We start from the raw sequence: 25,304 nt of genomic DNA, 5'->3' as shown, positions 1-25,304 counted from the left end.
CAATTAGAATGGCTTTATTTGAATCATATGAGAGAAGAATAGATAAGATTACTTCAGTTCTTAACAGCTATGGTATAGCTAGTATTGAAGAAGCTGAAAAGATTACTAAGGATGCCGGATTAGATGTATATGCTATGGTTAAGGGTATCCAGCCAATTTGTTTTGAAAATGCATGCTGGGCTTACACAGTAGGTGCAGCAATCGCTATCAAGAAGGGTGCAAGAAAGGCTTCAGAAGCTGCTGCAGCTATCGGTGAAGGTCTTCAGGCATTCTGTATTCCAGGTTCAGTTGCTGACCAGAGAAAGGTTGGTCTTGGACATGGTAACTTAGGAAAGATGTTACTTGAAGAAGAGACAGAATGTTTTGCATTCCTTGCAGGTCATGAATCATTCGCTGCTGCTGAAGGTGCTATCGGTATTGCAGAGAAGGCTAACAAGGTTAGACAGAAACCTCTTAGAGTTATCCTTAACGGTCTTGGTAAGGATGCAGCTAAGATTATCTCAAGAATTAACGGATTCACATTCGTTGAGACAGAGATGGATTATTCAACAGGCGAAGTAAAGGAAATCTCTAGAACAGCATACTCAGATGGTCTTCGTTCTAAGGTTAACTGCTACGGTGCTAACGATGTAACAGAAGGTGTTGCAATCATGTGGAAGGAGAATGTTGATATCTCTATCACAGGTAACTCAACAAACCCTACAAGATTCCAGCATCCAGTTGCAGGTACATATAAGAAGGAAAGACTTGAAGCTGGCAAGAAGTACTTCTCAGTAGCTTCAGGTGGTGGTACAGGACGTACACTTCACCCAGATAACATGGCAGCAGGTCCTGCTTCTTATGGTATGACAGATACTATGGGACGTATGCACTCAGATGCTCAGTTCGCAGGTTCTTCATCAGTTCCAGCTCATGTTGAAATGATGGGATTAATCGGAATGGGTAACAACCCTATGGTTGGTGCTACTGTAGCTGTAGCTGTTTCCATCGAAGAAGCTGCTAAGAACGGTAAGTTCTAATAAATAAATACAAAACCTGTTAATAAAGGCTTTTGAGGGCTTTCATATCGAGTTTGTCTGATGTGAAAGCCCTCTTTTTGTTTAGTATTTGGCTTATTATTGTGGAATGAGAGAGGAGGATTAATGGCAATGTATATGCATAATATGACATCAGCGGAAAGAGTACAATGGGAGAAACTCACAGACGCAGTAAGACATGATTTTACCAGAATTGATACAGGAGATATACCAAGAGAAACTTTGGAAAAAGTTGTATGTGATATGACAAGGGAAGTGTTGATGTTATATTTGAATTCACAATAACTCTGGGTTTTTCTTGACATTTTAATAAGAAATGTATAATCTTTTACGGATGGATAAATGAAAAGGAATGGAAAGGAATATTATGAGCTTCTCAGTTAAGAAAATAAATGCGAAGCATATTGCATTTGCAGCCATGGCTATAGCACTGGCATTTGTAACTTCTATGATTAAAATAATTAAGCTGCCAATGGGTGGCTCTGTAACATTGTTCAGCATGTTTTTTATTGTACTTATTGGATATTGGTATGGGTTAAAGGCAGGATTAGCGTCTGCGATTGCATACGGGGTATTGCAGCTGCTGGTTGATCCATACATTCTGAATATTCCACAGGTAATGCTGGATTATATACTGGGATTTGGAATGCTTGGTTTATCAGGAATATTTTCAAAGTCAAAGAATGGACTGATTAAGGGGTATGTAATAGGAGCAGCTGGAAGGTTTGTCTGCTCATTTCTGTCAGGATGGATATTTTTTGCGGTATATACTCCGGAATTCTTTAATAGTGCAATACTTTATTCATTTGTTTACAATGTCTCATACATAGGTCTTGAAGCCGTAATAACTCTGATTGTTATATCACTGCCACCTGTCAATAAGGCACTTTCTTATGTTAAGAATAATCTTGTATAGGAAAGTTATATAGAAATAAAAAGCTCATGGGGATTAACAATATCCTCATGAGCTTTTTAGTCGGCGTGACAGGATTTGAACCTGCGGCCTCGTAGTCCCGAACCACGCGCTCTACCAAACTGAGCCACACGCCGATGCCTAAATGTGATTTATATATTATAGCGTATCTACAGAGAAGTGCAAGCAAAAAAGCAAAATATATTTACATATTTGGTATTATAACTTTAAAATCAGGAATGAACAGACTTGCAAAATGTATCATAAAAGGGCAAAATATATTCATATTATTTCATTAATTACTAATTGATTATTAAAGATGAGAAAGAAGGATAGATATGGGACACGAACTTACTAAGAATGATATCAAAAAGATGGAAGAAGAGATTGAGTACAGGATACATGAGGTAAGAAAGGCTGCACTTGATGATGTCAAGGAGACAAGGGCTCAGGGGGACTTAAGTGAGAATTTCGAGTATCATGCAGCAAAAAGGTTTAAGAACAAGAATGAGAGCAGAATAAGATACCTGCAGAGAACTATTAAGAATGCGACTGTTATTGATGATTCATCAGCAGATGATGAGGTTGGCGTTAATAATACGGTTGAGGTATTGTATGAGGATGATGAAAGCACGGAGACTATTAAGATTGTTACTACAATCAGGGCTGATTCGTTAAGCGGTATGATCAGTATAGAGTCGCCCCTAGGCAAGGCACTTCTTGGACATAAGAAGGGTGACAGGGTTCTTGTACAGGTTAATCCACAGGTTGAATATTATGTTGTTATAAAAGATATATCTAATACTGATGATTCTGATGATAACATAACAAGTTATTAATAAAATATAAAATATATATTATTAGGTTGACACGATAGCGGAATACTTATATAATCTTAATATACATTTGTTTGTGTAAGATTATTATAAGGGGTGCCGCTTTTGCAGTTTAATAAAGCACAGATTCAGGCTATACAACATAATAAAGGACCGTGTATGGTAATTGCAGGACCAGGTTCTGGAAAGACTACAGTTCTTACACACAGGGTAAGGTATCTTATCGACAGATGCGGGGTCAAGCCGTCTGATATTCTTGTTATTACATTTACTAAGGCTGCAGCAGAGCAGATGAAGTTTAAGTTTAAGGGGCTGTCAGAAGGTAGAAGTTCAGCAGTAACATTTGGCACATTTCATGCAGTATTTTTTACCATACTTAAGGCAGCATATAATTATTCTGCACGCTGCATTATTACGCCACAGGTACAGCATGAATTCGTGAAAGACCAGATACACAGGCTTGAATTGGAGTATGATGATGAGAAGGAAGCTGTAGATGGTGTTTTATCTGAGATAAGCCGTGTTAAGGGTGAGGCTGTTAATATAGATGAATATGAGAGCAGATGCATTCCGCCACAGAGCTTCAGAATAATATACATGGCTTATGATGATATGCTTGTAAGAAAGCATCTGATTGATTTTGATGACATGATTGTACAGTGCCGCGAGCTTCTGATGCAGAGAGAAGATTACAGGAGGGCGTGGCAGAATAAATATAAGTACATTCTGATAGATGAATTTCAGGATATTAATAAGGCACAGTTTGATGTTGTGAGGATTCTTGCTGATGAATACAGAAATCTTTTTGTGGTGGGGGATGATGACCAGAGTATATATGGATTCAGGGGTTCTGCTCCACAGATAATGTTAGATTTCAATAAGTATTATAGTGATGCAGTGAGAATTGACATGTGTATTAATTACAGGTCAACGGGCAATATTGTGTTTGCTTCAAGGGCTGTAGCAGAGGAGAATGAGCATCGTTATTATAAAGATATAACGACGTACAATTCACAAGGAGATACTGTGTCTGTATATGAATTTAACAGTCTGAATGATGAGAAAGCATTTCTTGTATCAGAGATAAGAAGACTGATTGATACTGGAATAGCTGCTGATGACATTGCTGTGTTATCAAGAACTAATGTAATTGGGAATATGTATATGTCAAGGCTTGAAAGTGATGGAATTCCATGCTGCGATTACTCGGTAGTACAGGATATATATGAGCACTGGATAAGTAAGGATATTCTTACATATATAAGGATAGCACTTGGCAGCAGGGAAAGAATAGATTTTCTGCGGATTATTAATAAGCCGCTCCGATATATAAGCCGTTCATATATTACACAGCCGGCAGATATTAATGCATTGAAGAGAGGCTATGAGGGGAATGAACAGATGAGTAAACAGGTAGAAAAGCTGGTGTCTGATATTAGTATGATAAGAAGTATGCCTCCATTTGCAGCTGTTAATTATATAAGAAAGGGTGTTGGTTATGATGAGTATATAAGGAATTATATATATGAACACAAGGCTGATAAGGAAGAATTATATAATGTGCTTGATGAACTGGCACACAGGGCTTCACAGTATATGAATCTGTCACAATGGCTTGATGGTATTGCAGAATACATCAGGCAGTGCGATAAAGACAGACAGAATAATACATCAGACGGTGTGCATATGCTTACAATGCACAGCTCTAAAGGTCTTGAATATAAGATTGTGATGGTGATGGATGTATGTGAGGGAATAATACCGTATAATAAGGCGGTTTTAGATGAGCAGATAGAAGAGGAGAGAAGACTTTTTTATGTTGCTATGACAAGGGCAAAAGAAAAGTTGTATCTTCTGTACCCCAAGCAGAGATACAACAAAGATACAACCCGGTCACGCTTTATAGAAGAGCTTCTTACTGCTCGTTATCCTCTTCTTCGTACAGATCTTCATATTCCATAGCATCTAATTCTTCATCAAATGCTTCAGATACAAGCTCATATTCTTCATCAGATTCAATATTCTCAAGTACAGGTTCGTTGTCGCCTTCAACCTTGTATCTATAAAGATATACCTCATCGTTGTCTGCAGCTTCACCCTCAAGTGGAAGAAGTGCGATATAGTCGTTATCTCCAGCAGGGAATATGCGTATTATTGCACATTCACATTCTGTGTTATCGTCAAGCATAAGAGTTACTGTGTTATATTCCTGATTATTATTCTCCATAATGTCTCCGTTCTGCCAGTAATGGCTTTAGTATTTTCTCTACTCTAACAAATATTATGTATAAAAGCAATGAAAATAAAGAAAAAACACTTGCCATTTTATTATGTAAGGTGTATATTATGCATAAGTTAATAATTTAAGTCAAAGGGGACGATTTTAGCAACAACGCTAGGATTGTCCCCTTTTTGGTTAAATTAATAGCATTTACAACGAATATTATAATCTGGAGGTTCACGCCATGGATAAAATCGATAAGAAGATAATTACATTATTACAGCAGAATGCAAGAATGCCATTAAAGGCACTCGCCGAGAATGTTTTCCTTTCATCACCGGCTGTTTCAGCAAGAATTGAGAGACTTGAGAAGGAAGAGATTATTGAAGGATATGAAGTTAAGATTAATCAGTTAAAGCTGGGATATCATATAACAGCATTTATTAATCTTGAAGTTGCTCCTGTGCAGAAACCGGATTTCTATCCATTTATCAAGTCATGCCCTAATGTTGTTGAATGTAACTGTGTAACAGGTAATTATTCAATGCTATTAAAGGTTATGTTCCCGAGCACTATGGAACTTGATACATTTATCGGCCAGCTTCAGAAATTCGGAAGAACAAGCACACAGATTGTGTTCTCAACACCTGTTGCGCCAAGAGGTATTGATGTTAATCAGGAGATGCCTACAGATAATTAATCAAAAGTTCATAATTATTTCACCTATTAGCACTGTCAGACACTTGCTGTTTTGGCAGTGTTTTTGTTATAATTATCTAAGTTTAAATTTCGTGTTACGAGGAGGAATTATGAGTAAGGCTTCAGATATATTAGATAATGTAAGTAAGGTGATTGTGGGAAAGAGAAATGTTTCGGAACTTGTTCTGACAAGTATTATTGCCGGTGGGCATGTTCTTCTTGAAGATGTTCCGGGAACAGGAAAGACTATGATGGCGAAATCATTTGCCAAAAGTATAGATGGTGAATTTTCAAGAATTCAGTTTACACCAGACCTTTTGCCGTCTGATATAACAGGCGTACATGTGTACAACCAGAAAGAGGGGGAGTTCGTATTCAGAAGAGGTCCTGTATTTGCTAATGTTATTCTTGCTGATGAGATTAACAGAGCAACACCGAGAACTCAGTCGGCACTTCTTGAGTGTATGGAAGAACATCAGGTTACTGTTGATGGAGAATATTCTAAACTGGCAGAACCTTTTATAGTAATTGCAACGCAGAATCCAATTGAAACAGCAGGAACATATCAGCTTCCAGAGGCACAGCTTGACAGATTCCTTATGAAGATTAATATGGGATACCCGGAAAAAGATGATGAGGTACTCATTCTTAACAGATTCCTTACATCTAATCCAGAAATAACTCTTGAAAAAGTGGCAACCTGTGAGGATATTATTGCAATGAAGGAAGATGCTAAGAATGTATACATTCATCCGGTGCTTATTGAGTATATTGTTGAACTTGCAAGAATGACAAGAAATGAAGAAAATGTATTAACAGGTGTCAGTCCAAGAGGAACACTTGGCATGCTGAATGCTGCAAGAGCATATGCGTATGTATCAGGAAGAGATTATGTTGTGCCAGAGGATATTAAGATTTTGGCACCATATGTATGGGCACACAGACTTGTTTTACAGGCTGGTTTTATGAACAGAGATAATAAAGAACAAATCATAGGCAATGTTGTCTCGAAAACAGCAGTTCCTACTGAAGATTGGAATAGATAATGAATGTTTTGTTAATGCTTTTAGGTGTACTGATTGTGTACCTTGCTGTAAAGCTTGTGTACAGATATAACTGGAATAAAAATCTTACAGTGAGTCTTGAATTTGATAAAAAGCATGTGGTTAAGGATGATATTGTTAATATTACAGAAGTTGTTACTAATGCCAAGAGACTGCCACTTCCTTGTATTAATCTTAAATTTCAGGCTGCAAGAGAATTGCTTTTTACAGGTTCAGATACTAATTCAAGCGTATCGGATAAGACTTACCGTAATGATGTATTTTCTCTTCTTTCTAATCAGAGAATTACAAGAAAGGTTCCTGTCAGGTGCACAAGAAGGGGCGTTTACCGCATTTCAGGCCTTGAGATTGTATTTTCCGGCTTGTTTATGAATGAAATTAATGTTCTAAAGACTGGTAATAACTGTGAAATAACAGTATATCCAAAACCGGCAGACCCGACAGTGTTAAAACCAGTGAACAGCAGGATTTCAGGAGAAGTAGAACGAAAAAAATATATGCTTGAAGATCCATTTGTATTCAGAGGAATAAGAGACTATACGGGTAATGACAGCCTTAAGAATGTCAACTGGAAAGCAACGGCAAGAACCGGCAATCTTATGGTTAATGAATATGATGAGTCTGTCAGCCGGAATGTATGCATTCTGCTAAATCTCGAAGAAGACGGAGTGTTAAGGTATGATGCGGTTGACGAACAGGCTATAAGTATTGCAGCAGGAATATCACAGATGCTAATTGCATGTGGAATAAATGTTTCAATGCTCAGCAATGGATGTGATGTTGATACAAAGAGTCCGGTTGTAATAAATAATGGTTCTGGAACAGGACATCTCAATAATATTAATACTGCACTTGCAAGAATTGATACAGGAATTGCTATGGAAGAATACTCTGCTATGCTTGAAAAAATTCTTGAGCCGGATAATATGAGAATAGAAAGTGGATATGTATATGTTTTATCTCTGCAAGCAGAAGAAAGAAATTGCAGAGTGTTATTAATAAAATCAGCAGGCTTCAGGCGGATATGGTATGGATTGTACCACATTTTCCAGGAGATGATTATGGACTGGAATTATGTGATTTTGAGCCGGTTGGATGGGAAGTTAAGTGAGGAGAAGCAATATGAGTGAGTCTGTTGCGCGTTCAGGAAATAAAACATTATATGCGGCACGGTCAGTTGTGGAATTACTTAGTCAGTGTGTTGTTTTTATGGCATTTGCTGCAATGATAATTCTAGGGGTTGTTAAAAAATCTGATGAATATATTTTATATGCCACGCTGGTTACTATTCCTGTAGTTATTACATTTTTTGCAAGAAAATATATAAAGTCGTTGTTTCTTTTTGCAATGATTCATATAGTACTTATTGCAGCAGCAATTATGCTTGGAAGAACAGATGCTGAAAGTACGGCATATTTTGTAAGTGTGTTTGTTGTATGTGTACGATCTGTAAGTGTAAGGATTGCTAATGTAAGAAAAACTGAATATATGAAGGAGTCGCGGTTCAGCACTAAAACAGAAGATGTTAATGATGATGAAAAGAAAGCGGTAATGCAGACAACAGAGAGAATGTCAGTGGTGTATTGCATTGTTATGATTGTTGGAAGTACATTTGGAGGACAGAATGGCAGTACAAAACTTGTAAGTTTTGAATCTTTGATGTTTGCCCTTTTTATAATTCTTTTCCTTATAGGGAATCAGCTTAAAGGAGTTAATGATTTATTTATAAGTAATACAGGTAAATCCGAATTCCCAGCAAGAAGAATAACAGGCATTAATATGGCAACTGTGGCTGTTGTAGCTGTATTAATGATAATGGGAATGCTTCTGTTCTACAGAGGAGATGGTGGTAATATATTTGCACTGATGGGAAGTATCTTAGGTGTAGTATTCAGACCGCTTCTTAAATTGCTGCTCATGCTTATGAAAGAAAATGACGAAGCTCTGCCTCAGCAGCCAACTCAACCAATTAATAAGGATGATGCTTTGTATGACGAAACAGAGATAAAAGAATATGCGGATAATCCTGTTATGCAGGCAGTTTTCGTTGCTTTCACAGTGGTTATTATTACAGGGTTATTGATTGCTGTTATATATGTTATTGTAAGATATGCGAGAAAGTTCAAGGAATCAGGGGATGATAATGGAGATGAAGTTGAATTCATAGGAACAGGCAGGCATGAAAGAAAAATCAGAAGGTCTAAGCATGCTGTGGAGAAAACCAATCTTGCGGTTAATATGCAATATAGAAAAGCATTTAAAAATGCAGCGATGCCGGATAAGAGAAAAAGAAAAGAAAAGATGGCTGCAAAAAGTTTGGCTTATATGCAGCCTGAGGATATCACAAGAAATAATATTACTTCAAATGCTGTGACTGCTGAAAGAATTACAAGAAGTTATGAAAAAGCAAGATATTCTGATAAGAATATTTCCAAAGAAGAACTTGAATTTATGCTTGACTTTATAAAAAATGACAAGTATAATAAGCATACATAATAAGTAAATGCTGTGAAGAGGACTATTAGATAGGAACCAGAGTCAGAGAACTGCCGGGTGGTGCGAGGCAGTCGAAGGAACTTATTGAACTCGCCTTGGAGCTGCTACCTGAAATCATTATGAGAAGTAGGAGTAGCCGGAAGCCAACCGTTATAGTGGACAGAATATAATGCAATACATTTGTTGTACGTATTCAGTGAGTGCATAGCATAGCTATGAAGAAGAGTGGTAACGCGTGAGATTTATCTTTCGTCTCTTTGGGTAGAATTGCCCATGGACGAAAGATTTTTTTATGCTTATCTTTAAGGAAGCCTTTACTTATTAACAATACATATTTATATTTTCAGGAGGTTTTAGGAATGTTTGATTACAGACAGTATGAAAGAGGCTATTTTATGCCACCAGTTAAGTGCAATGACTGGGTTAACAAGGAGTATGTTGATAAGGCACCAATCTGGTGTTCGGTTGATTTAAGAGATGGTAACCAGGCTCTTGTTGAACCTATGAGTCTTGATGAAAAGCTTGAATTCTTCCAGATGTTAGTTGAAGTTGGATTTAAGGAAATTGAGATTGGTTTCCCTGCAGCTTCTGAGACAGAATATGAGTTCTGCCGTACACTTATTGAGAAGAATATGATTCCTGATGATGTTACAATCCAGGTTCTTACCCAGGCAAGACCACATATTATTAAGAAGACATTTGAAGCCGTAAAGGGTGCTCCGAGAGCAATAGTTCATGTATATAATTCTACTTCATTAGCACAGAGAGAACAGGTATTCAAGAAGTCTAAGGAAGAAGTTAAGCAGATTGCTATTGAAGGTGCTAAGTTATTAAAGGAACTTGCTGAAGCTGATGGAGGAAACTTCCTTTTTGAATACAGTCCAGAGAGCTTTACAGGAACAGAACCAGAGTATGCACTTGAGGTATGCAACGCTGTTGTTGATATCTGGCAGCCAACTCCTGATAAGAAATGTATCATCAATCTTCCTGCTACAGTTGAGATGTCACTTCCACATGTATTTGCAAGCCAGATTGAATATATGTCTAAATACATGCACAACAGAGAAAATGTTATTATTTCTCTTCATCCACATAATGACCGTTCGACAGGTGTTGCTGATGCAGAGTTAGGACTTCTTGCAGGAGCAGATAGAATTGAGGGAACACTTTTTGGTAATGGTGAGAGAACAGGTAATGTAGATATTATTACACTTGCGATGAATATGTATATGCAGGGTGTTAATCCTGAACTCAATCTTTCTGATATGCCACATCTTGCAGAAGTATTTGAAAGACTTACACAGATGAAGATTGATGACCGCCATCCATGGTGTGGTAAGCTTGTATTTGCAGCTTTCTCAGGTTCACATCAGGATGCTATATCTAAGGGAATGCATTACAGAATAGAAAATGATCCTAATAAATGGACAGTTCCATATCTTCCAATTAATCCGGAAGATGTAGGACGTACATATGATTCAGATGTTATAAGAATTAACAGCCAGTCTGGTAAGGGTGGTGTTGCTTATGTCCTTGAACATAATTATGGAATGATTGTTCCTAAGGCTATGAGAGAAGATCTGGGTTATGCTGTTAAAGATGTATCGGATGTTAATCATAAGGAACTTTCAGCAGATGAAGTTCTTGAGATATTTGAGAAGAGATATAAGAAATACACACCAGTATTCAAGATTTCTGAAGTACATTTCAAGCAGATTAATGGAATACAGACAGTCGTAACTATTAATGAGAATGGTGAGAAGTACAATGTTGAAGATGGCGGTAATGGTCGTCTTGATGCTGTAAGTAATGCTCTTGCCAGCCACTTTGGAAAGCCTTGCGATATCTTCTGTTATGAAGAACATTCATTAAAGAAGGGTTCTGATTCTAGTGCCATTGCATATGTTGGTATCACAGGAGATGATGGAAAGAATTACTTTGGTATTGGTATAGACCATGATATCATCAGAGCTTCTATTGATGCGTTAGAGTCAGCCATGAACAGAAGTCTTGAAGCTTAATATATTATTTAATTGAATAATCTGTAATAGTACCCATGTCCTTAACGTATACTAGAATGATAACGATTAAGGAACATGGGTTGTTTTATTTATGTAGAATTAAAAAATCCCCCTCAAAGGGGGAAGCGGTACTATAGTACTAATGCTATTATACGCTTGTGGGGAGAAAATATAGTTAAAGGGGTAAAACTATTGATTCAAACATTTCGGAGGGATGGTAATGTTTTTAAGAAAACGATTAAGTAGTTTGAGTGCAAAGTCGAAGAAAATTATTAGTGGTGTTCTTGTTGCAGTAATGGTTGCTGGTTCTGTGATTGCGGGAACTTCATTAAAGGCTGGGGCATATTCTAAGACACAGGATGTACTTGATGAACTGTTAGGAGCAGCTAAGCCATATGGTGTGGTTGCAGATGAATTTAAGAACGCTAATCATAATCAGACATGTTTTGCAACCAATAATCTTGTCATAACAGACCAGTGGCTGAGTGCCTGGCTGGATATGAGTGTGGGAACAACTTATATCAGAAGTTTTGATAACACAGGTTCGGCTGAGGTGTTTATTGACAGGAATGCATTTAATAATCTTGTTCTAGGAACAGATTACGATTATGTTCCGACGGAGAACAAGTGTTATATTAAAGGTGCTGACGGAAAAAGAACAGGGGCTGTCATTAACGTCAACAACTGTAAAGATACAATCAATGTTTATTATGCTGAAGATTATATGGACGTAACTGCAGCACTTGATAAGGTGTATGACAATTTTAAAGAATATGCAGATATTTCTGATGAAGAAGCTGACATCGTTATCAAAGCTAATGATGAGAAAAAGATTGATCTTTCATCATTTAAGGATAAGCAGATTGTAGTTGTTAATATGTATGCAAGTAATTATAAAGACTGGCAGGGCAATAAAGTATCAACTTATTATGGAGAAGGTCAGTTAAGTATAACTAATAAGGCTGATGGTCAGTTTGTTATTATGAATCTTTTAGGTGCAGATGGAGATGCAGAGGTTAAGAGATTCAGCATTAATGGAAAGAATTCAGGCGGATTAACAGATGTTGATATATCTGATACAGTAATATTTAATGCTGTTAATGTTTCAGGTAAGCTCAACATGGGGGAGATATGTGGTATAGTAGTTGCTCCAAGAGCAGATGTTACACTTACATCAACATGCAATGGAAGGGCAATTGCAAATACATTCGTTAATATTAATGGTCAGATGCATTTCATATCTGATTGCCAGCAGGAAGGTACAACAGCAAAGGAAACTGCTGCTGAGACAAAGGTTGATGAGTCCACAAAGATTGCTGAAGAGACTAAGGTAAATGAGACAACAAAGGCAGCTGAAGAAACAAAGGTAAATGAGACAACAAAGGCAGTTGAAGAAACTACAGTAAGTGATACAACAAAGGCTGATGCAGTAATTAAAGCTGATGATACAACAAAAGCTGAAGAGTCGATAAAGACAGGGGATGCGACTAAGAAAGCTGATGATATATCAGGCACAGATGTTACTAAGAAGAGTGGCGAAGTTGCTGGAGATGAAGAACAGGTAACAGGAAAAGACGGAGTGGCAATTGATGGTTCAAGAGTAAGAAAGAATGGTGAAGTTGCTGCTAATGAAGAAGTTGTAAAGACAGGTGACAACAATCATGTCTGGGTATATGTTATAGTTCTTGTAGCAGCAGTTGTTATATTCGGAACAGTTATTGTTATAAGCAAGAAGAATAATAAAAAATAATATTTACTATTAATTATTATTAAGGCACAGCATATATTGTTGTGCCTTTTTTATTGGAGTGGTATTGAAGCACTCTGTTTTTTTATGCTATAATGCAATATGTATGAGTCAAAGTAGGCTCTAAACACAAAATACAGTGAAGAACAAGGAGATGGAAGTTTTATGAAACATTTGATACTTGCATCGGGTTCACCAAGACGAAGAGAATTAATGAGTCAGGTAGGACTTGATTTTACTGTTGTTACAAGTGATGCAGATGAGAATATTAAAGAGATGGAGCCGGAAGATTATGTAAGAGAATTATCTTCTGCTAAGGCACAGTCTGTATTAGAGCAATATGCAGATAAAGAGGATTCTGTAATTGTTATAGGTGCAGATACTATTGTTTACCATAAGGGAGAGATTCTTACCAAGCCTAAGAATGAAGAGGATGCATTCAGAATACTTAAGTCTTTAGAAGGTCAGATACATCAGGTGTATACAGGTGTAACTATATGCAGTGCACATAAGAATGTAAGTTTTTATGAAAAGACTGATGTGTGGGTATATGATATGACTGATGAGGAAATCAGGGATTACATTAGCACAGGAGAGCCTATGGATAAGGCTGGTGCATATGGCATTCAGGGAAAATTCGCAGCATACATTAAGGGGATTGAAGGCGACTATAATAACGTTGTCGGACTGCCTGTTGCAAGACTTGTACATGAGCTTAAAGTATTTTAAGGAGAAAACATATGGTTAAATTCGTAGCAAGTGACCTTGATGGGACACTGCTTCTTAACGGAGCACAGAGCATTGATGAATCGGCTATACAGTATATCAATAAACTTGTTGACAAAGGCGTTATATTCGCACCAGCTAGTGGCAGGCAGATAACGAGTCTTAAGAGACTTTTTGGCGCTGTCAGTGATAAGCTTGCATATATTGCAGAGAATGGTGCTCTTGTGGAATACAAGGGTGAAACTATTGGAAAGACTGCGATGGATAGGAAGCTTGCGTTAGAGATAATTGAGGATGTAATTGAGCAGCCTAATTGTGAGGTGCTTGTATCAGGAGAACATACGGCATATATTAAGCCTAAGTCTGAAGAATATTATTACAGAATGACAAAAGTGGTCAATTATCATACTACATTAGTCGATAAGTTTACTGACATTGATGAGGATATATTAAAGATAGCTGTGTGTGATATGACAGGAATCAAGAACTCTAAAGAACATTTTATTAACAAATGGAGTGATAAGGCTTCAGTACTTGTATCAGGAGAACTTTACTTAGACCTTATGGATACTAATGTCAATAAGGGGAGAGGAATTGAACAGATACAGAAATATTTCAGCTTAAAACCTGAAGAATGTATGGCATTTGGTGATAATTATAATGATATCGCTATGTTGGATAAGGTATATTATTCATATGTTATGGAGAAAGCTATAGAAGATGTTAAGAAACACGGGCGTTTCGTAACAGGATGGGTAGAAGGAACATTAAGAGAGCAATTTAAGGATATAAGATAAGGAGATTTAAGTTATGGATAAACATATTGATGAGTGTGCGAAGGTGTTTTTAAGAGATCAGAAACAGCTTTTCGATGAGCCTGTTGCATATGATTTACAGGAGGCTAAGGAATTCTTAGAGGACTGTATGGCAGTATACTGCAAGGATATTAAAGAGTTAAGAGAAGTTATGGATGATGAAGGTATGGATGTATCTGATTTAAGCAATGATGAGCTTCTTGAGCAGTTAGAAGTATTCAAGCTTGATAATGGCGGATATTTCTTCGTGGAAGGATAGTACAGATGCGTATAAATGTTGTATGTGTAGGCAAGATTAAGGAAAAGTTTTATACCCAGGCAGTTGATGAGTATTCCAAGAGACTTTCAAGATATTGTAAGTTGGATATAGTTGAACTGGCTGATGAGAAAACACCGGATAATGCAAGTAATGTTGTCAATGAACAGATTAAGAATAAGGAAGGGGAGAGAATCCTTTCTGTCATTAAAGATGATGCTTATGTATGTGCACTTGCAATAGAAGGAAAAATGCTTGATTCTGTTGAACTTTCTGAGAAGATTGACAGACTTGGAATAGAAGGAACAAGTAACATAACATTTGTAATAGGAGGCTCTTTGGGACTTGCAGATGCAGTACTTAAGAGAGCTGATTATAAGCTGAGTTTTTCAAGGATGACATTTCCACACCAGCTTATGAGAGTTATTCTTTTGGAACAGATATACAGGGCTTACAGGATTATGAAGAATGAGCCATATCACAAATAATTAAAGAGGATAGAATATGAAAAGAAGAAAAAAACCATTTATTATATTAGCAGTTATTCTTGTTGTAGTTTTATTGGTTGCAGGATATATTAAGTTCTTTAATGGACGTCTGATATATTTTACAACAGGAATGAAGAGCGGTGAGCTTATTAAGACAGCAGGACAGAAGATAACTTATACATGCGAGGCAGATATTCTCATGTCTGATGTGAAGAAGGAATATGAGGAAATGTTTGGCAGTAATATATGGAGAGAGAAAATTGGTGATGCTGATTTTGAAAGCTATATTAAGGACCAGATTAAGAGTAAGTTAATGCGCGTCAAGGCTATGAATGTTAAGGCTAAGGAACGCGGTGTTGTGCTTGGAAGAGAAGAAAAAGATTCTGTGGGTAAGGCTGTTGATGCATTTTACAATGAATTAACAGAATCGCAGATAAGCAGTACAGGAATAACTAAGGATAAACTGAATACAATGTTTACTGAATTTGCAATAGCACAGAAACTCTACGATGACCTTACTTCCAGCATGGATATTGAAGTAAGCGCAGATGAGGCAAGAGTTATTGATATCCAGTATATTGTATCAGATTCAGAGGAAGATATTAATAAAGCATATAATCTTGTGAATTCAGGAAGTTCATTCTTTGCTGTTGCCAAGGAATACAATGCGGATGGCGAATATGAGTACGAACTGAAACGTGGCGAGATGGATGCAGCATTTGAAAAAGCAGCATTCAATCTGTCTACTGGTGAGATGAGCAGTATAGTTGAGTCAGCAGGCAGATATTACATTATAAGATGTACATCGGATAATGATAAGGCTAAGACCGAGGTTAATAAGTCTGCAATTCTTGAAAAGAGAAAGTTAGAGCAGTTTAATACTGATTTTGAGAAATATGAAGCTGGTATATATATGGAATTTAATAATAGCGAATGGAAGAAATTAAGTATTCAGGATGCGTATACGTTGGGAAGCAGCTTTGAGGATACTTTCAATGCGTATTTTGGAAAGTAAAGAGGAGAGTAATTAATAATGGCAGCTAATAAATATGATGCTAACAGTATATCAATACTGGAGGGTCTTGAAGCGGTAAGAATGAGACCAGGTATGTATATTGGAAGTGTCGGAACAAAAGGTCTTAATCATCTTATATATGAGATTGCGGATAATTCAGTGGATGAACATCTTGCGGGTTTTTGTACACAGATAAATGTAACTCTTAATGATGATGGAACAGCAACTATCAAGGATAATGGACGAGGTATTCCTATCGGAATCCATCCTAAAGCCGGAATACCTGCGGTTGAGGTTGTATTTACAGTACTTCATGCAGGCGGCAAGTTCGGAGATGGCGGATATAAGATATCAGGAGGACTTCACGGCGTTGGTGCATCTGTAGTTAATGCACTTTCTGTATGGCTTGAGGTTGAGATAAGAGTTGATGGTGGTGTGTACAAGCAAAGATACGAGCGTGGAAAAGCAACAGCGCCGCTTGAAAAGATTGGTACATGCAGAAAAAATGATACTGGTACAACTGTTACATTTCTTCCTGATGGAGAAATATTTGAAAAGACTAGATTCAAAGCAGACGCGATAAAGAGCAGGCTTCATGAGACTGCATATCTTAATCCGGGGCTTACAATTGAGTTTGAAGATAAGAGAAAGGGCAGTGAGGATAAGGAAACTTTCCATGAGCCTGACGGACTTAAGGCATATATCAAAGACCTTAACAATGGCAAAGAGACAGTATGCAATATCGTCTACTTTAAGAAGAAGCAGGAAGATATTGAGGTTGAAGTAGCATTTCAGTTTGTTAATGAATTTGAGGAAAATATTCTTGGCTTCTGTAATAACATATACACTCAGGAGGGTGGAACGCATATTACAGGCTTTAAGACCAAGTTTACAATGATTATCAACCAGTATGCGAGAGAACTTGGCATCTTAAAGGATAAGGATGCGAACTTTACAGGTCTTGATGTAAGAAATGGTATGACTGCAGTTGTTGCAGTTAAGCACCCTGCACCAAGATTTGAGGGACAGACCAAGACCAAGCTTGATAATCCGGATGCTGGTACAGTTGTTGCAAATGTAACAGGAGACGAGGTACAGCTTTATTTCGACAGACATTTGGACGACCTTAATGCAGTAATTGCATGTGCCGAAAAATCTGCGAAGATAAGAAAAGCGGAAGAAAAAGCCAAGACAAATATGCTTACAAAGCAGAAGTTCTCTATAGACAGCAACGGAAAGCTTGCCAACTGTGAGAGCAAGAATCCGGAGGAATGTGAGGTGTTCATTGTTGAGGGAGATTCAGCTGGAGGTTCAGCAAAGACTGCAAGAAACAGAAGAACTCAGGCAATTCTTCCAATCAGAGGTAAGATTCTTAATGTTGAAAAGGCAAGTATAGATAAGGTACTTGCCAATGCCGAGATTAAGACAATGATTAATTCATTCAACTGTGGATTTTTAGAGGGCTACGGCAATGACTTTGATATCAGCAGATTAAGATATAATAAGATTATTATCATGACTGATGCCGATGTGGATGGAGCACATATTGATACACTGCTTCTTACATTTTTCTACAGATTCATGCCTGAGCTTATTAATCAGGGACATGTATATATTGCTACACCACCTCTTTATAAGGTTGTTCCTAAGAAGGGCGAGGGTGAATATCTATATGATGACAAGGCACTTGAGGATTACAGAAAGAAGCATACTTCAGGAACATTTACACTTCAGAGATACAAAGGTCTTGGAGAGATGGATCCTGACCAGCTATGGGAGACAACTCTTAATCCTGAAACAAGAATTTTAAAGCAGGTTGAGATTGAGGACGCTAGGCTTGCAACTGAGGTTACAGCAATGCTTATGGGTACAGATGTACCACCTAGAAGAGAATTTATATATACGCATGCTAATGAAGCTGAGATTGATGCGTAAAAGCTAAAGGAGTAGAAAATGGCTGAGAAGATTATAAGGACTGAGTATTCTGAGGTTATGCAGAAGTCCTATATAGATTATTCCATGAGCGTTATTACAGCAAGAGCACTTCCTGATGTAAGGGACGGTTTAAAGCCGGTACAGAGAAGAGTGCTGTATGCCATGGACCAGTTGGGGCTTAATTACGACAAGCCTCACAGAAAGTCTGCACGTATCGTTGGTGATACAATGGGTAAATACCATCCACATGGTGACAGTTCAATATATGAGACACTTGTTGTACTTTCACAGGATTTTAAGAAGGGTATGGCGCTTGTTGACGGACACGGAAACTTTGGCTCTATCGAAGGTGACGGAGCTGCCGCCATGCGATATACAGAAGCTAAGTTAAAGAAGTTCACACAGGATGTATATCTTGCTGACCTTGATAAAAATGTTGTGGATTTCGTGCCTAACTTTGATGAGACAGAAAAAGAGCCTGAGGTTCTTCCTGTAAGAGTACCTAATCTGCTTGTAAATGGTGCAGATGGTATTGCGGTTGGTATGACAACTAATATCCCTCCACACAATCTTTCAGAGGTTGTTGATGCAGTATGTGCATATATGGATAATGAGGATATCACAACAGACGAGCTTATGCAGCTCTGCCCTGGGCCGGATTTTCCTACAGGTGGAATTGTAATTAATAAAAGCGAGCTTGGTGCAATATATGAGACTGGAACAGGTAAGATTAAGTTAAGAGGCAAGGTTGTATTTGAGCCTGCCAAGAACCGTTCTGAGAAGGACAAGCTTGTTATTACAGAGATTCCATATACAATGATTGGTGCTAACATAGGTAAATTTATATCTGATGTTGTAAGCCTTATAGAAACTAAGAAAACTACCGATATTGTCGACATTTCCAATGAATCTTCTAAGGAAGGAATAAGAATTGTCCTTGAACTTAAGAAGAACGCTGATGTCAAGAATCTTGAAAATCTTCTTTACAAGAAGACCAAGTTGGAAGATACATTTGGCGTAAATATGCTGGCTATCGTTGATGGAAGACCTGAGACCTTAGGTATTAAGGATATAATAAAACACCACATTAATTTCCAGTATGAGCTTGCTACAAGAAAGTACACAACACTTCTTGAAAAGGAGAAGGCTAACAGGGAGATTAAGGAAGGTCTTATAAGAGCATGTGATATTATTGACCTTATTATCGAGATATTACGAGGCAGTGCTAATCTTAAGATGGCTAAGGACTGCCTTGTCAATGGTAATGTCGAGGGAATCAAGTTTAAGTCAGAGCAGTCAAAAAAGCAGGCTGCAGGTCTTGATTTCACAGAGAGACAGGCTGGCGCAATATTAGAAATGCGTCTGTATAAGCTGATTGGCCTTGAAATTCTTAATCTTCAGAAGGAATATGATGAATGTGTCAAGAAGATTGAGAAGTATGAAAAGATACTTGGCAGCAGAAAAGAGATGGCTAAGGTTATCAAGTCTGACCTTCTTAATATTAAGAAGGAATATGGTGTTGAAAGAAGAACTGTAATTGAAGACGGCGAAGCTGCTGTATTTGAGGAAAAGAAGATTCCAGAGATGGAAGTTATGTTTATTATGGACAGATTCGGATATGCAAGAACCATTGATATGGCTGCATTTGAGAGAAATAAAGATGCTGTATTTAATGAGAACAAATATGTCATTCCGGTAATGAACACAGATAAAATCTGCATATTTACTGATACGGGAGACATGCATCAGTTAAAGATAAAGGATCTGCCATTCACTAAGTTCAGAGATAAAGGCACACCGATTGATAATCTGTGTAACTATGACAGCTCTAAGGAGATAATTGTGTACATTACTCCATTTGAACGACTTAAGAATCAGAAAATGCTGTTTGTCACAAGACAGGGAATGATGAAGCTTGTAGACAGCGAAGAATTCCAGGTTGCAAAGCGTACAGTTGCATGTACCAAATTAGCAGATGAAGATAAGCTTATCGGAATGTATTCAACAGACGCAAGAGTAGAGATTTATTCAAAGTTCTCACTTGATGGAGAAATCAAGGAAGAAGAGGTTGTCGAGAGCAACCAGAATGTAATTGTACAGACAGAAAATGGAGTGTTCTTAAAATTTCCATTAACAGACATTCCAATGAAGAAGAAGAGTGCTGTTGGCGTAAGAGGAATCAAGCTTTCAAAGGATGATTATATAGAAGATGTATTCCTGCTTACAGAAGGTGACGAGTTCACAATGGAATATAAGGGCAAGAGTATCAGCTTTGCCAAGATGAAGACGGCACACAGGGATACTAAGGGAACTAAGATAAGAGTATGATTTTAACGGTTGGGGAGTCGAAGAAGTGCTTCACACCATCACAACTAAGGTAAGCGGTCCTAGTTGCTGTAAATGCCGCCATATACAGAGTTTATAACGGTGCTGGAAATCAAAACGCGCTTCGCTTGAACGAGATTTCCAGCACCGAACTTTTGTATATGGCGGTATTAACACCCACACGGACAGCTTACAATTTAGTTGTGATAGTGTGAAGCACTTCTTCGACATGACAACCAACCTTCATATATATGATCATTATTACAAGCTTTTTGCTACAGCTAAGCTCTGTTTATTTGTGGTGGCGGGGATGTTGGGGAGATGTGAAGATAACTGAATGTAAACTGACCGTGTGGGTGTTATATGCCGCTGTATACAAAAGAGCGGGGAGGAAAAGCTCGTTCAAGCGAAGCGCGTTTGCTTTTCCTCCCCGTAATAAACTCTGTATATAGCGGCATTTACAGCCACTAGGTCAGTTTACCTGAAGTTATCTTTACATCTCCCCAACATCCTGTACAACCCCGAAATACTATTTAATTCTCTTCCATATATTTATCATAAATAGCAATAACCTTATTCATAACCTCCGGTCCCGGAGCACCAAGAGTAAGTCGCTTATCTACACAAGTCTGAAGGCTGATTGCCTCGTAGATATCTTCATCAAATACAGGGCTTACAGCCTTGTATTCTTCAAGTGAAAGGTCATCAAGTGCAATATTTTTCTCAATGCACATAAGAACAAGCTGGCCGACAATACCGTGGGCTTCTCTGAAAGGAACTCCCTTTTTAACAAGGTAGTCAGCAGCATCAGTAGCATTAGTGAAGCCGTTCTTTGCTGAAGCTTCCATTCTCTTATTATTGAATTTCATTGTATCAATCATGCCCTTGAAAAGGCTGATGCAGCCTTTGGCTGTGTCAAATGCGTCAAATGATAATTCCTTATCCTCCTGCATATCCTTATTGTAAGCAAGAGGAATACCCTTCATTGTTGTAAGAAGGCTCATAAGAGCACCATATACTCTGCCTGTCTTACCTCTTACAAGCTCTGCGATATCAGGGTTCTTTTTCTGAGGCATAATAGAGCTTCCTGTACTGAAAGCGTCATCAAGTTCTATGAATCTGTATTCATTAGAATTCCAGATGCATATTTCCTCAGAGAAACGGCTTAAATGCATCATGATAGTTGATAATGCAGATAAGAATTCAATAAGGTAATCTCTGTCAGAAACAGAATCCATGCTGTTGAGTGTTGGTCCGTAGAAACCGAGAAGAGAAGCAGTAAGTTCTCTGTCTAATGGATAAGTTGTTCCTGCAAGTGCACCTGCACCAAGAGGGCAGTAATTCATTCTTTCATATATGTCGCGAAGTCTGCTTCTGTCGCGCTTGAACATTTCGAAATATGCACCAAAATGATGAGCAACAGTAACAGGCTGTGCCTTCTGAAGGTGAGTAAATCCAGGCATGAATGTATGAGTGTTTTCTTTCATGATTCTTAAGATAACAGCCATAAGCTCTTTAAGCTCAGCATCAGTATTAAGAACTTCCTGTCTTGTGAAAAGTCTCATATCAAGAGCAACCTGGTCATTTCTGCTTCGTCCGGTGTGAAGCCTCTTTCCAGCATCACCGATTCTCTCGATAAGGGTAGCCTCCATAAATGTATGGATATCCTCGTATTCATCAGTGATTTCAAGCTTTCCTGATTCAATATCAGCAAGAATGCCCTTAAGACCTTCTACAATCTGTTCACTTTCGTTCTCAGGAATAATTCCCTGCTTGCCAAGCATAGTAGCATGTGCGATACTTCCTTCAATATCCTGCTTATAGAACTTCTGGTCAAATGAAATTGATGCATTGAAGTTGTTAACAAGCTCATTAGTTTCTTTGGTGAATCGTCCACCCCATAATTTCATTTATAAATCCTCCTTGGTTTCATTGTCTTTTAAATTATAATCTGATGTATCATCTTCGAAATCCGGAGATTCGAGATTATCAAAATCATTCATTTCATCAAGAATAGTTTCTTGTATATTCTTATTAAGGAAATTGTAGTCCTCATTATCAGAATGAGATTCTGCAACAGATTCTATAACAGGAAGTTCAAGATACTTTCTGATGAAAACAGGCCAGTTATAAGTATGTATTCTGCCGTTCCTTATAAGACGGGCAGACACATATATGCCAATCAATATAATAATGCTAAATGCAGTTAAAACGCAACCCAATATTAAATTGTGTGGAACATACCTTAATTCAAGTGAGTGTGTTCCGGCTGGAACATCAACACATAACAAAGCGTTCTTCCATACAAATGTATCTACACGTTTGCCATCAACATATACAGACCATCCGGCATCGTACGGAATAGAAAACAGAACAGTCTTGTCAGAAGATAAGCTGATTGATCCTTTAAAATGAGTATCTGTATATGAATCAACCTGATAACTTTCTGCATTGAGAATATTGTAAGCTTTGATTAACTTATCAGAATCAAGCATATAAGCAGTAAGATTCATACCTGTTTCGGCGGTAACTTCCACTGTGTCAGATTTTGTGACATAACCTACATCAATAATTCTGTTATTACTCTTTAAGTTACTGTAAGAATAAGATTTGTCTGAATTATTAAGCGTTACGGTTATGTAATCAACGGACTGGTTGGCAGCTATAAGATACAAATGTCCATCTTTTTGTGGCTTTATAGTACACTCTGATTCGTTAGGAAATTTATCAACTACAGTGAATACATCACTTATCCCTGTCATATTCTGAATCATAAGATTCTGGTTTTCAATACTGTTATTGGCAGTCATGAAATTCATTTTGGAAGCAGACTGTTCATTAATAGCAAATCCTATCGGAAGAGTATAATTATTTTTATATATGAACTCACCGTCACTTCCTGTATAGTAGCTTCTTAAATTACTTTCTGCAAGAAGCTTGTTGCTTATGGTATATTTAACAGAGAATATCATATCAGTTACTTCTGTGAGACCATTGCATCCATATGCATTGGTTGAATTCTCTAAACCAAGATAATTGAATAGTTTTGATATACCTGCATTACATGTAGAAGAAAATGTGGATACAGTTTTGTAATTATGCCATGCACCATCATTTTTGGTTCTTGCACCAAAAAGCTTGTCCATACGGTAAAATGAATCGTCGTTATCAGCAACTGTTTTAGTAACAGTCTTTACTGCATCATAATCAAGAAGATATGATGTACGGCTCGTTGTACCGATACCTGTCGAATCCATATTAAGAGTACATTCTATGATTGATACAGAAAATGTAAGCAGAAGTACAAGCGGTATTTTAAGCTTTGCATTATTGTTAATAAACATAAGAAGAGCATATAACAATATGAATATTCCACTTACATATGCAATCTTGAATGAATAAGTACTTCCCTCCGCCATAAATAACTGTTCAAAAAGAACAAGCAGACCGATTGAAATCCATAATGAAGTACCAATCTGTTTATTAGATAACTCTTTTATATTATATACAGCCTCAAAACACATAGTAAGAACAAAAAATATGTAGATAAAAGACTGTCTGCATGGAAGACTGTTTGGAAAATGCAGCCCGTGCCATATATAATTAGGTATATTGAGGTTAAATGCTGTTAAGAAAATCAGAAGAATTATACATTTTCCGATTTTTTCACGGGCATTGATTTTTTTGCACATAACATAGAGCGGAATAAGCAAAAATACAGCAACACCACAATATATGTTAGGAAAATGTTCAAGTCCGAGATGGACAGGAACATTAATAAGCTGCCTTGTAAGCATTGAAAGTATACTGAAATATGATTTTAACTGTGCAGGAAATGAAGTGTCACTTGATGCAGATAAAGAAAATGTATAAAATTCTGGCAGTAAAAGGCAGGCACCAAGTCCGCCTGCGAGGAGTGAATATATACAGAAATTAATGAATTTCTTTACATATTGTAATATGCTTACCGGACCATTATATGAAATCATAAGTACGATAAAGTAAATAACAACAGAAATACATACCATGATTGAAATATAATAGTTGGTAAATATACATAATCCCAGTGTTACACAGTAGAAGATACATTTATTTTCATTAACAAGTCTTTCAAGACCAAGCATTATAAGTGGTAATAACATTACGCAGTCAAGCCACATGATGTTCCAGCTGTATGCTGCAATGAATCCGGACATTCCATAGAACATGCCAAACAGGGCAGCCATACAGTTTTTAGTATTAAAATGTTTAGTTATGTAATATGTTATTGCAAGACTGCTGCCAGCAATTTTTAATATGATAAGAGAATTCATAATCTCAATCATATATTTCTGCGGAAATAATACAATAAACCAGTTCGCAGGACTGGCAAGATAATACGCATATAATGATGTAAAGTTAGTTCCCATACCAATATCCCATGAATAGGTAAGACTTTCACCATTCCTTATCTTGTGCCACAATTCTGAAAAGAAAGGGGCATACTGGTGATACATGTCTGATCTTAGATAGCAGTCGCTTCCCCATGGAAATATTTCCCGGGTATAATAGAGTGCTACCATCATAATTAAAGGAAGCACAAATGCTATTACATAAGTCAGATTAGAATTAAGAATTGATTTCTTTGAAGATGTCATGGCTTTCCTCCCTTAGCCGATAATAGTAACATTTTACCAAAGAACGAAAAAAGTGTAAACAATTATAGTTAAA

General features: G+C 37.3%; 21 protein-coding genes, 1 tRNA gene and 1 other annotated feature. Of the genes, 18 read left to right on the top strand and 4 right to left on the bottom strand.

Annotation, left to right across the window (positions count from 1 at the left end; genetic code table 11):
* Window positions 1–8 precede the first annotated feature (8 nt).
* The 3 genes from DW963_RS00910 to DW963_RS00900 all read left to right on the top strand — a co-directional run bounded on the left by DW963_RS00910 (window position 9) and on the right by DW963_RS00900 (window position 1,953).
* The gene (locus tag DW963_RS00910) at window positions 9–1,019 is read left to right on the top strand and encodes a GGGtGRT protein (RefSeq protein WP_012739474.1); all 1,011 of its coding nucleotides are present in this window, start codon (window positions 9–11) and stop codon (window positions 1,017–1,019) included.
* 123 nt (window positions 1,020–1,142) lie between these two features.
* Window positions 1,143–1,322, top strand: coding sequence for a hypothetical protein (locus DW963_RS00905; RefSeq protein WP_117913496.1), 180 nt, complete (start codon window positions 1,143–1,145; stop codon window positions 1,320–1,322).
* Between the two features lie 67 nt (window positions 1,323–1,389).
* Window positions 1,390–1,953 carry an energy-coupled thiamine transporter ThiT gene (locus tag DW963_RS00900; protein ID WP_117913495.1) on the top strand — a complete coding sequence of 188 codons (564 nt, stop codon included), beginning with the start codon at window positions 1,390–1,392 and terminating at the stop codon, window positions 1,951–1,953.
* 60 nt (window positions 1,954–2,013) lie between these two features.
* On the opposite strand, the gene DW963_RS00895 is transcribed toward DW963_RS00900, so the two are convergent.
* Window positions 2,014–2,087 (bottom strand) — tRNA-Pro (locus tag DW963_RS00895).
* Window positions 2,088–2,288: 201 nt separating this feature from the next.
* On the opposite strand from DW963_RS00895, the gene DW963_RS00890 reads away from it, so the two are divergent.
* Complete coding sequence (locus tag DW963_RS00890) at window positions 2,289–2,789, top strand: GreA/GreB family elongation factor (RefSeq protein WP_012739465.1); 501 nt, start codon at window positions 2,289–2,291, stop codon at window positions 2,787–2,789.
* 102 nt (window positions 2,790–2,891) lie between these two features.
* A complete protein-coding gene (locus DW963_RS00885; RefSeq protein ID WP_117913494.1) occupies window positions 2,892–4,748 on the top strand; it encodes an ATP-dependent helicase in 1,857 nt (618 codons plus the stop codon).
* Here the strand turns inward: DW963_RS00885 and DW963_RS00880 are convergent.
* Complete coding sequence (locus DW963_RS00880) at window positions 4,702–5,013, bottom strand: DUF1292 domain-containing protein (protein WP_022097202.1); 312 nt, start codon at window positions 5,011–5,013, stop codon at window positions 4,702–4,704. The genes DW963_RS00885 and DW963_RS00880 overlap by 47 nt on opposite strands.
* 238 nt (window positions 5,014–5,251) lie before the next feature.
* Here DW963_RS00880 and DW963_RS00875 point away from each other — a divergent pair, with 238 nt between their 5' ends.
* The 13 genes from DW963_RS00875 to DW963_RS00815 all read left to right on the top strand — a co-directional run bounded on the left by DW963_RS00875 (window position 5,252) and on the right by DW963_RS00815 (window position 20,597).
* Window positions 5,252–5,707: an Lrp/AsnC family transcriptional regulator gene (locus tag DW963_RS00875; protein ID WP_012739463.1), complete on the top strand. Its 456-nt coding sequence runs from the start codon at window positions 5,252–5,254 to the stop codon at window positions 5,705–5,707.
* Window positions 5,708–5,816: 109 nt separating this feature from the next.
* Window positions 5,817–6,752 carry an AAA family ATPase gene (locus DW963_RS00870; RefSeq protein WP_117913493.1) on the top strand — a complete coding sequence of 312 codons (936 nt, stop codon included), beginning with the start codon at window positions 5,817–5,819 and terminating at the stop codon, window positions 6,750–6,752.
* Complete coding sequence (locus tag DW963_RS00865) at window positions 6,752–7,900, top strand: DUF58 domain-containing protein (protein WP_117913492.1); 1,149 nt, start codon at window positions 6,752–6,754, stop codon at window positions 7,898–7,900. Before DW963_RS00870 ends, DW963_RS00865 begins: the two co-directional genes overlap by 1 nt.
* Window positions 7,893–9,266 carry a hypothetical protein gene (locus DW963_RS00860; protein ID WP_117913491.1) on the top strand — a complete coding sequence of 458 codons (1,374 nt, stop codon included), beginning with the start codon at window positions 7,893–7,895 and terminating at the stop codon, window positions 9,264–9,266. Before DW963_RS00865 ends, DW963_RS00860 begins: the two co-directional genes overlap by 8 nt.
* A gap of 3 nt (window positions 9,267–9,269) precedes the next feature.
* Window positions 9,270–9,526 (top strand) — a binding site (T-box leader).
* Between the two features lie 99 nt (window positions 9,527–9,625).
* The gene (locus tag DW963_RS00855; protein WP_117913490.1) at window positions 9,626–11,287 is read left to right on the top strand and encodes a 2-isopropylmalate synthase; all 1,662 of its coding nucleotides are present in this window, start codon (window positions 9,626–9,628) and stop codon (window positions 11,285–11,287) included.
* A 220-nt stretch (window positions 11,288–11,507) separates the two neighbouring features.
* Window positions 11,508–13,037, top strand: coding sequence for a hypothetical protein (locus DW963_RS00850; protein ID WP_147347570.1), 1,530 nt, complete (start codon window positions 11,508–11,510; stop codon window positions 13,035–13,037).
* 162 nt (window positions 13,038–13,199) lie between these two features.
* Complete coding sequence (locus tag DW963_RS00845) at window positions 13,200–13,763, top strand: Maf family protein (protein WP_117913488.1); 564 nt, start codon at window positions 13,200–13,202, stop codon at window positions 13,761–13,763.
* 11 nt (window positions 13,764–13,774) lie between these two features.
* Complete coding sequence (locus DW963_RS00840; protein ID WP_117913487.1) at window positions 13,775–14,557, top strand: HAD family hydrolase; 783 nt, start codon at window positions 13,775–13,777, stop codon at window positions 14,555–14,557.
* A 13-nt stretch (window positions 14,558–14,570) separates the two neighbouring features.
* Window positions 14,571–14,834, top strand: coding sequence for a glyoxalase (locus tag DW963_RS00835; RefSeq protein ID WP_117913486.1), 264 nt, complete (start codon window positions 14,571–14,573; stop codon window positions 14,832–14,834).
* A 5-nt stretch (window positions 14,835–14,839) separates the two neighbouring features.
* Window positions 14,840–15,319, top strand: a complete 480-nt coding sequence (rlmH, locus tag DW963_RS00830) for a 23S rRNA (pseudouridine(1915)-N(3))-methyltransferase RlmH (protein WP_117913485.1) — start codon at window positions 14,840–14,842, stop codon at window positions 15,317–15,319.
* A 16-nt stretch (window positions 15,320–15,335) separates the two neighbouring features.
* Window positions 15,336–16,334, top strand: a complete 999-nt coding sequence (locus tag DW963_RS00825; RefSeq protein ID WP_117913484.1) for a peptidylprolyl isomerase — start codon at window positions 15,336–15,338, stop codon at window positions 16,332–16,334.
* Between the two features lie 18 nt (window positions 16,335–16,352).
* Entirely contained in the window at window positions 16,353–18,269 is a 1,917-nt protein-coding gene (locus DW963_RS00820) for a DNA gyrase/topoisomerase IV subunit B (RefSeq protein ID WP_117913483.1), read from the top strand.
* An 18-nt stretch (window positions 18,270–18,287) separates the two neighbouring features.
* On the top strand, window positions 18,288–20,597 hold the full coding sequence (locus DW963_RS00815) for a DNA gyrase/topoisomerase IV subunit A (RefSeq protein ID WP_117913482.1): 2,310 nt from the start codon (window positions 18,288–18,290) through the stop codon (window positions 20,595–20,597).
* 530 nt (window positions 20,598–21,127) lie between these two features.
* Here the strand turns inward: DW963_RS00815 and argH are convergent.
* Entirely contained in the window at window positions 21,128–22,504 is a 1,377-nt protein-coding gene (gene argH / locus DW963_RS00810; RefSeq protein WP_117913481.1) for an argininosuccinate lyase, read from the bottom strand.
* Window positions 22,505–25,231 carry a YfhO family protein gene (locus DW963_RS00805; protein WP_117913480.1) on the bottom strand — a complete coding sequence of 909 codons (2,727 nt, stop codon included), beginning with the start codon at window positions 25,229–25,231 and terminating at the stop codon, window positions 22,505–22,507.
* Between the last annotated feature and the right edge of the window lie 73 nt (window positions 25,232–25,304).

This window comes from Eubacterium sp. AM46-8 (assembly GCF_003466705.1).
Lineage (GTDB): Bacteria > Bacillota > Clostridia > Lachnospirales > Lachnospiraceae > Lachnospira.
Note: the sequence above shows the minus strand (reverse complement) of the source record. Positions and strands in the feature narration are given on the sequence as shown.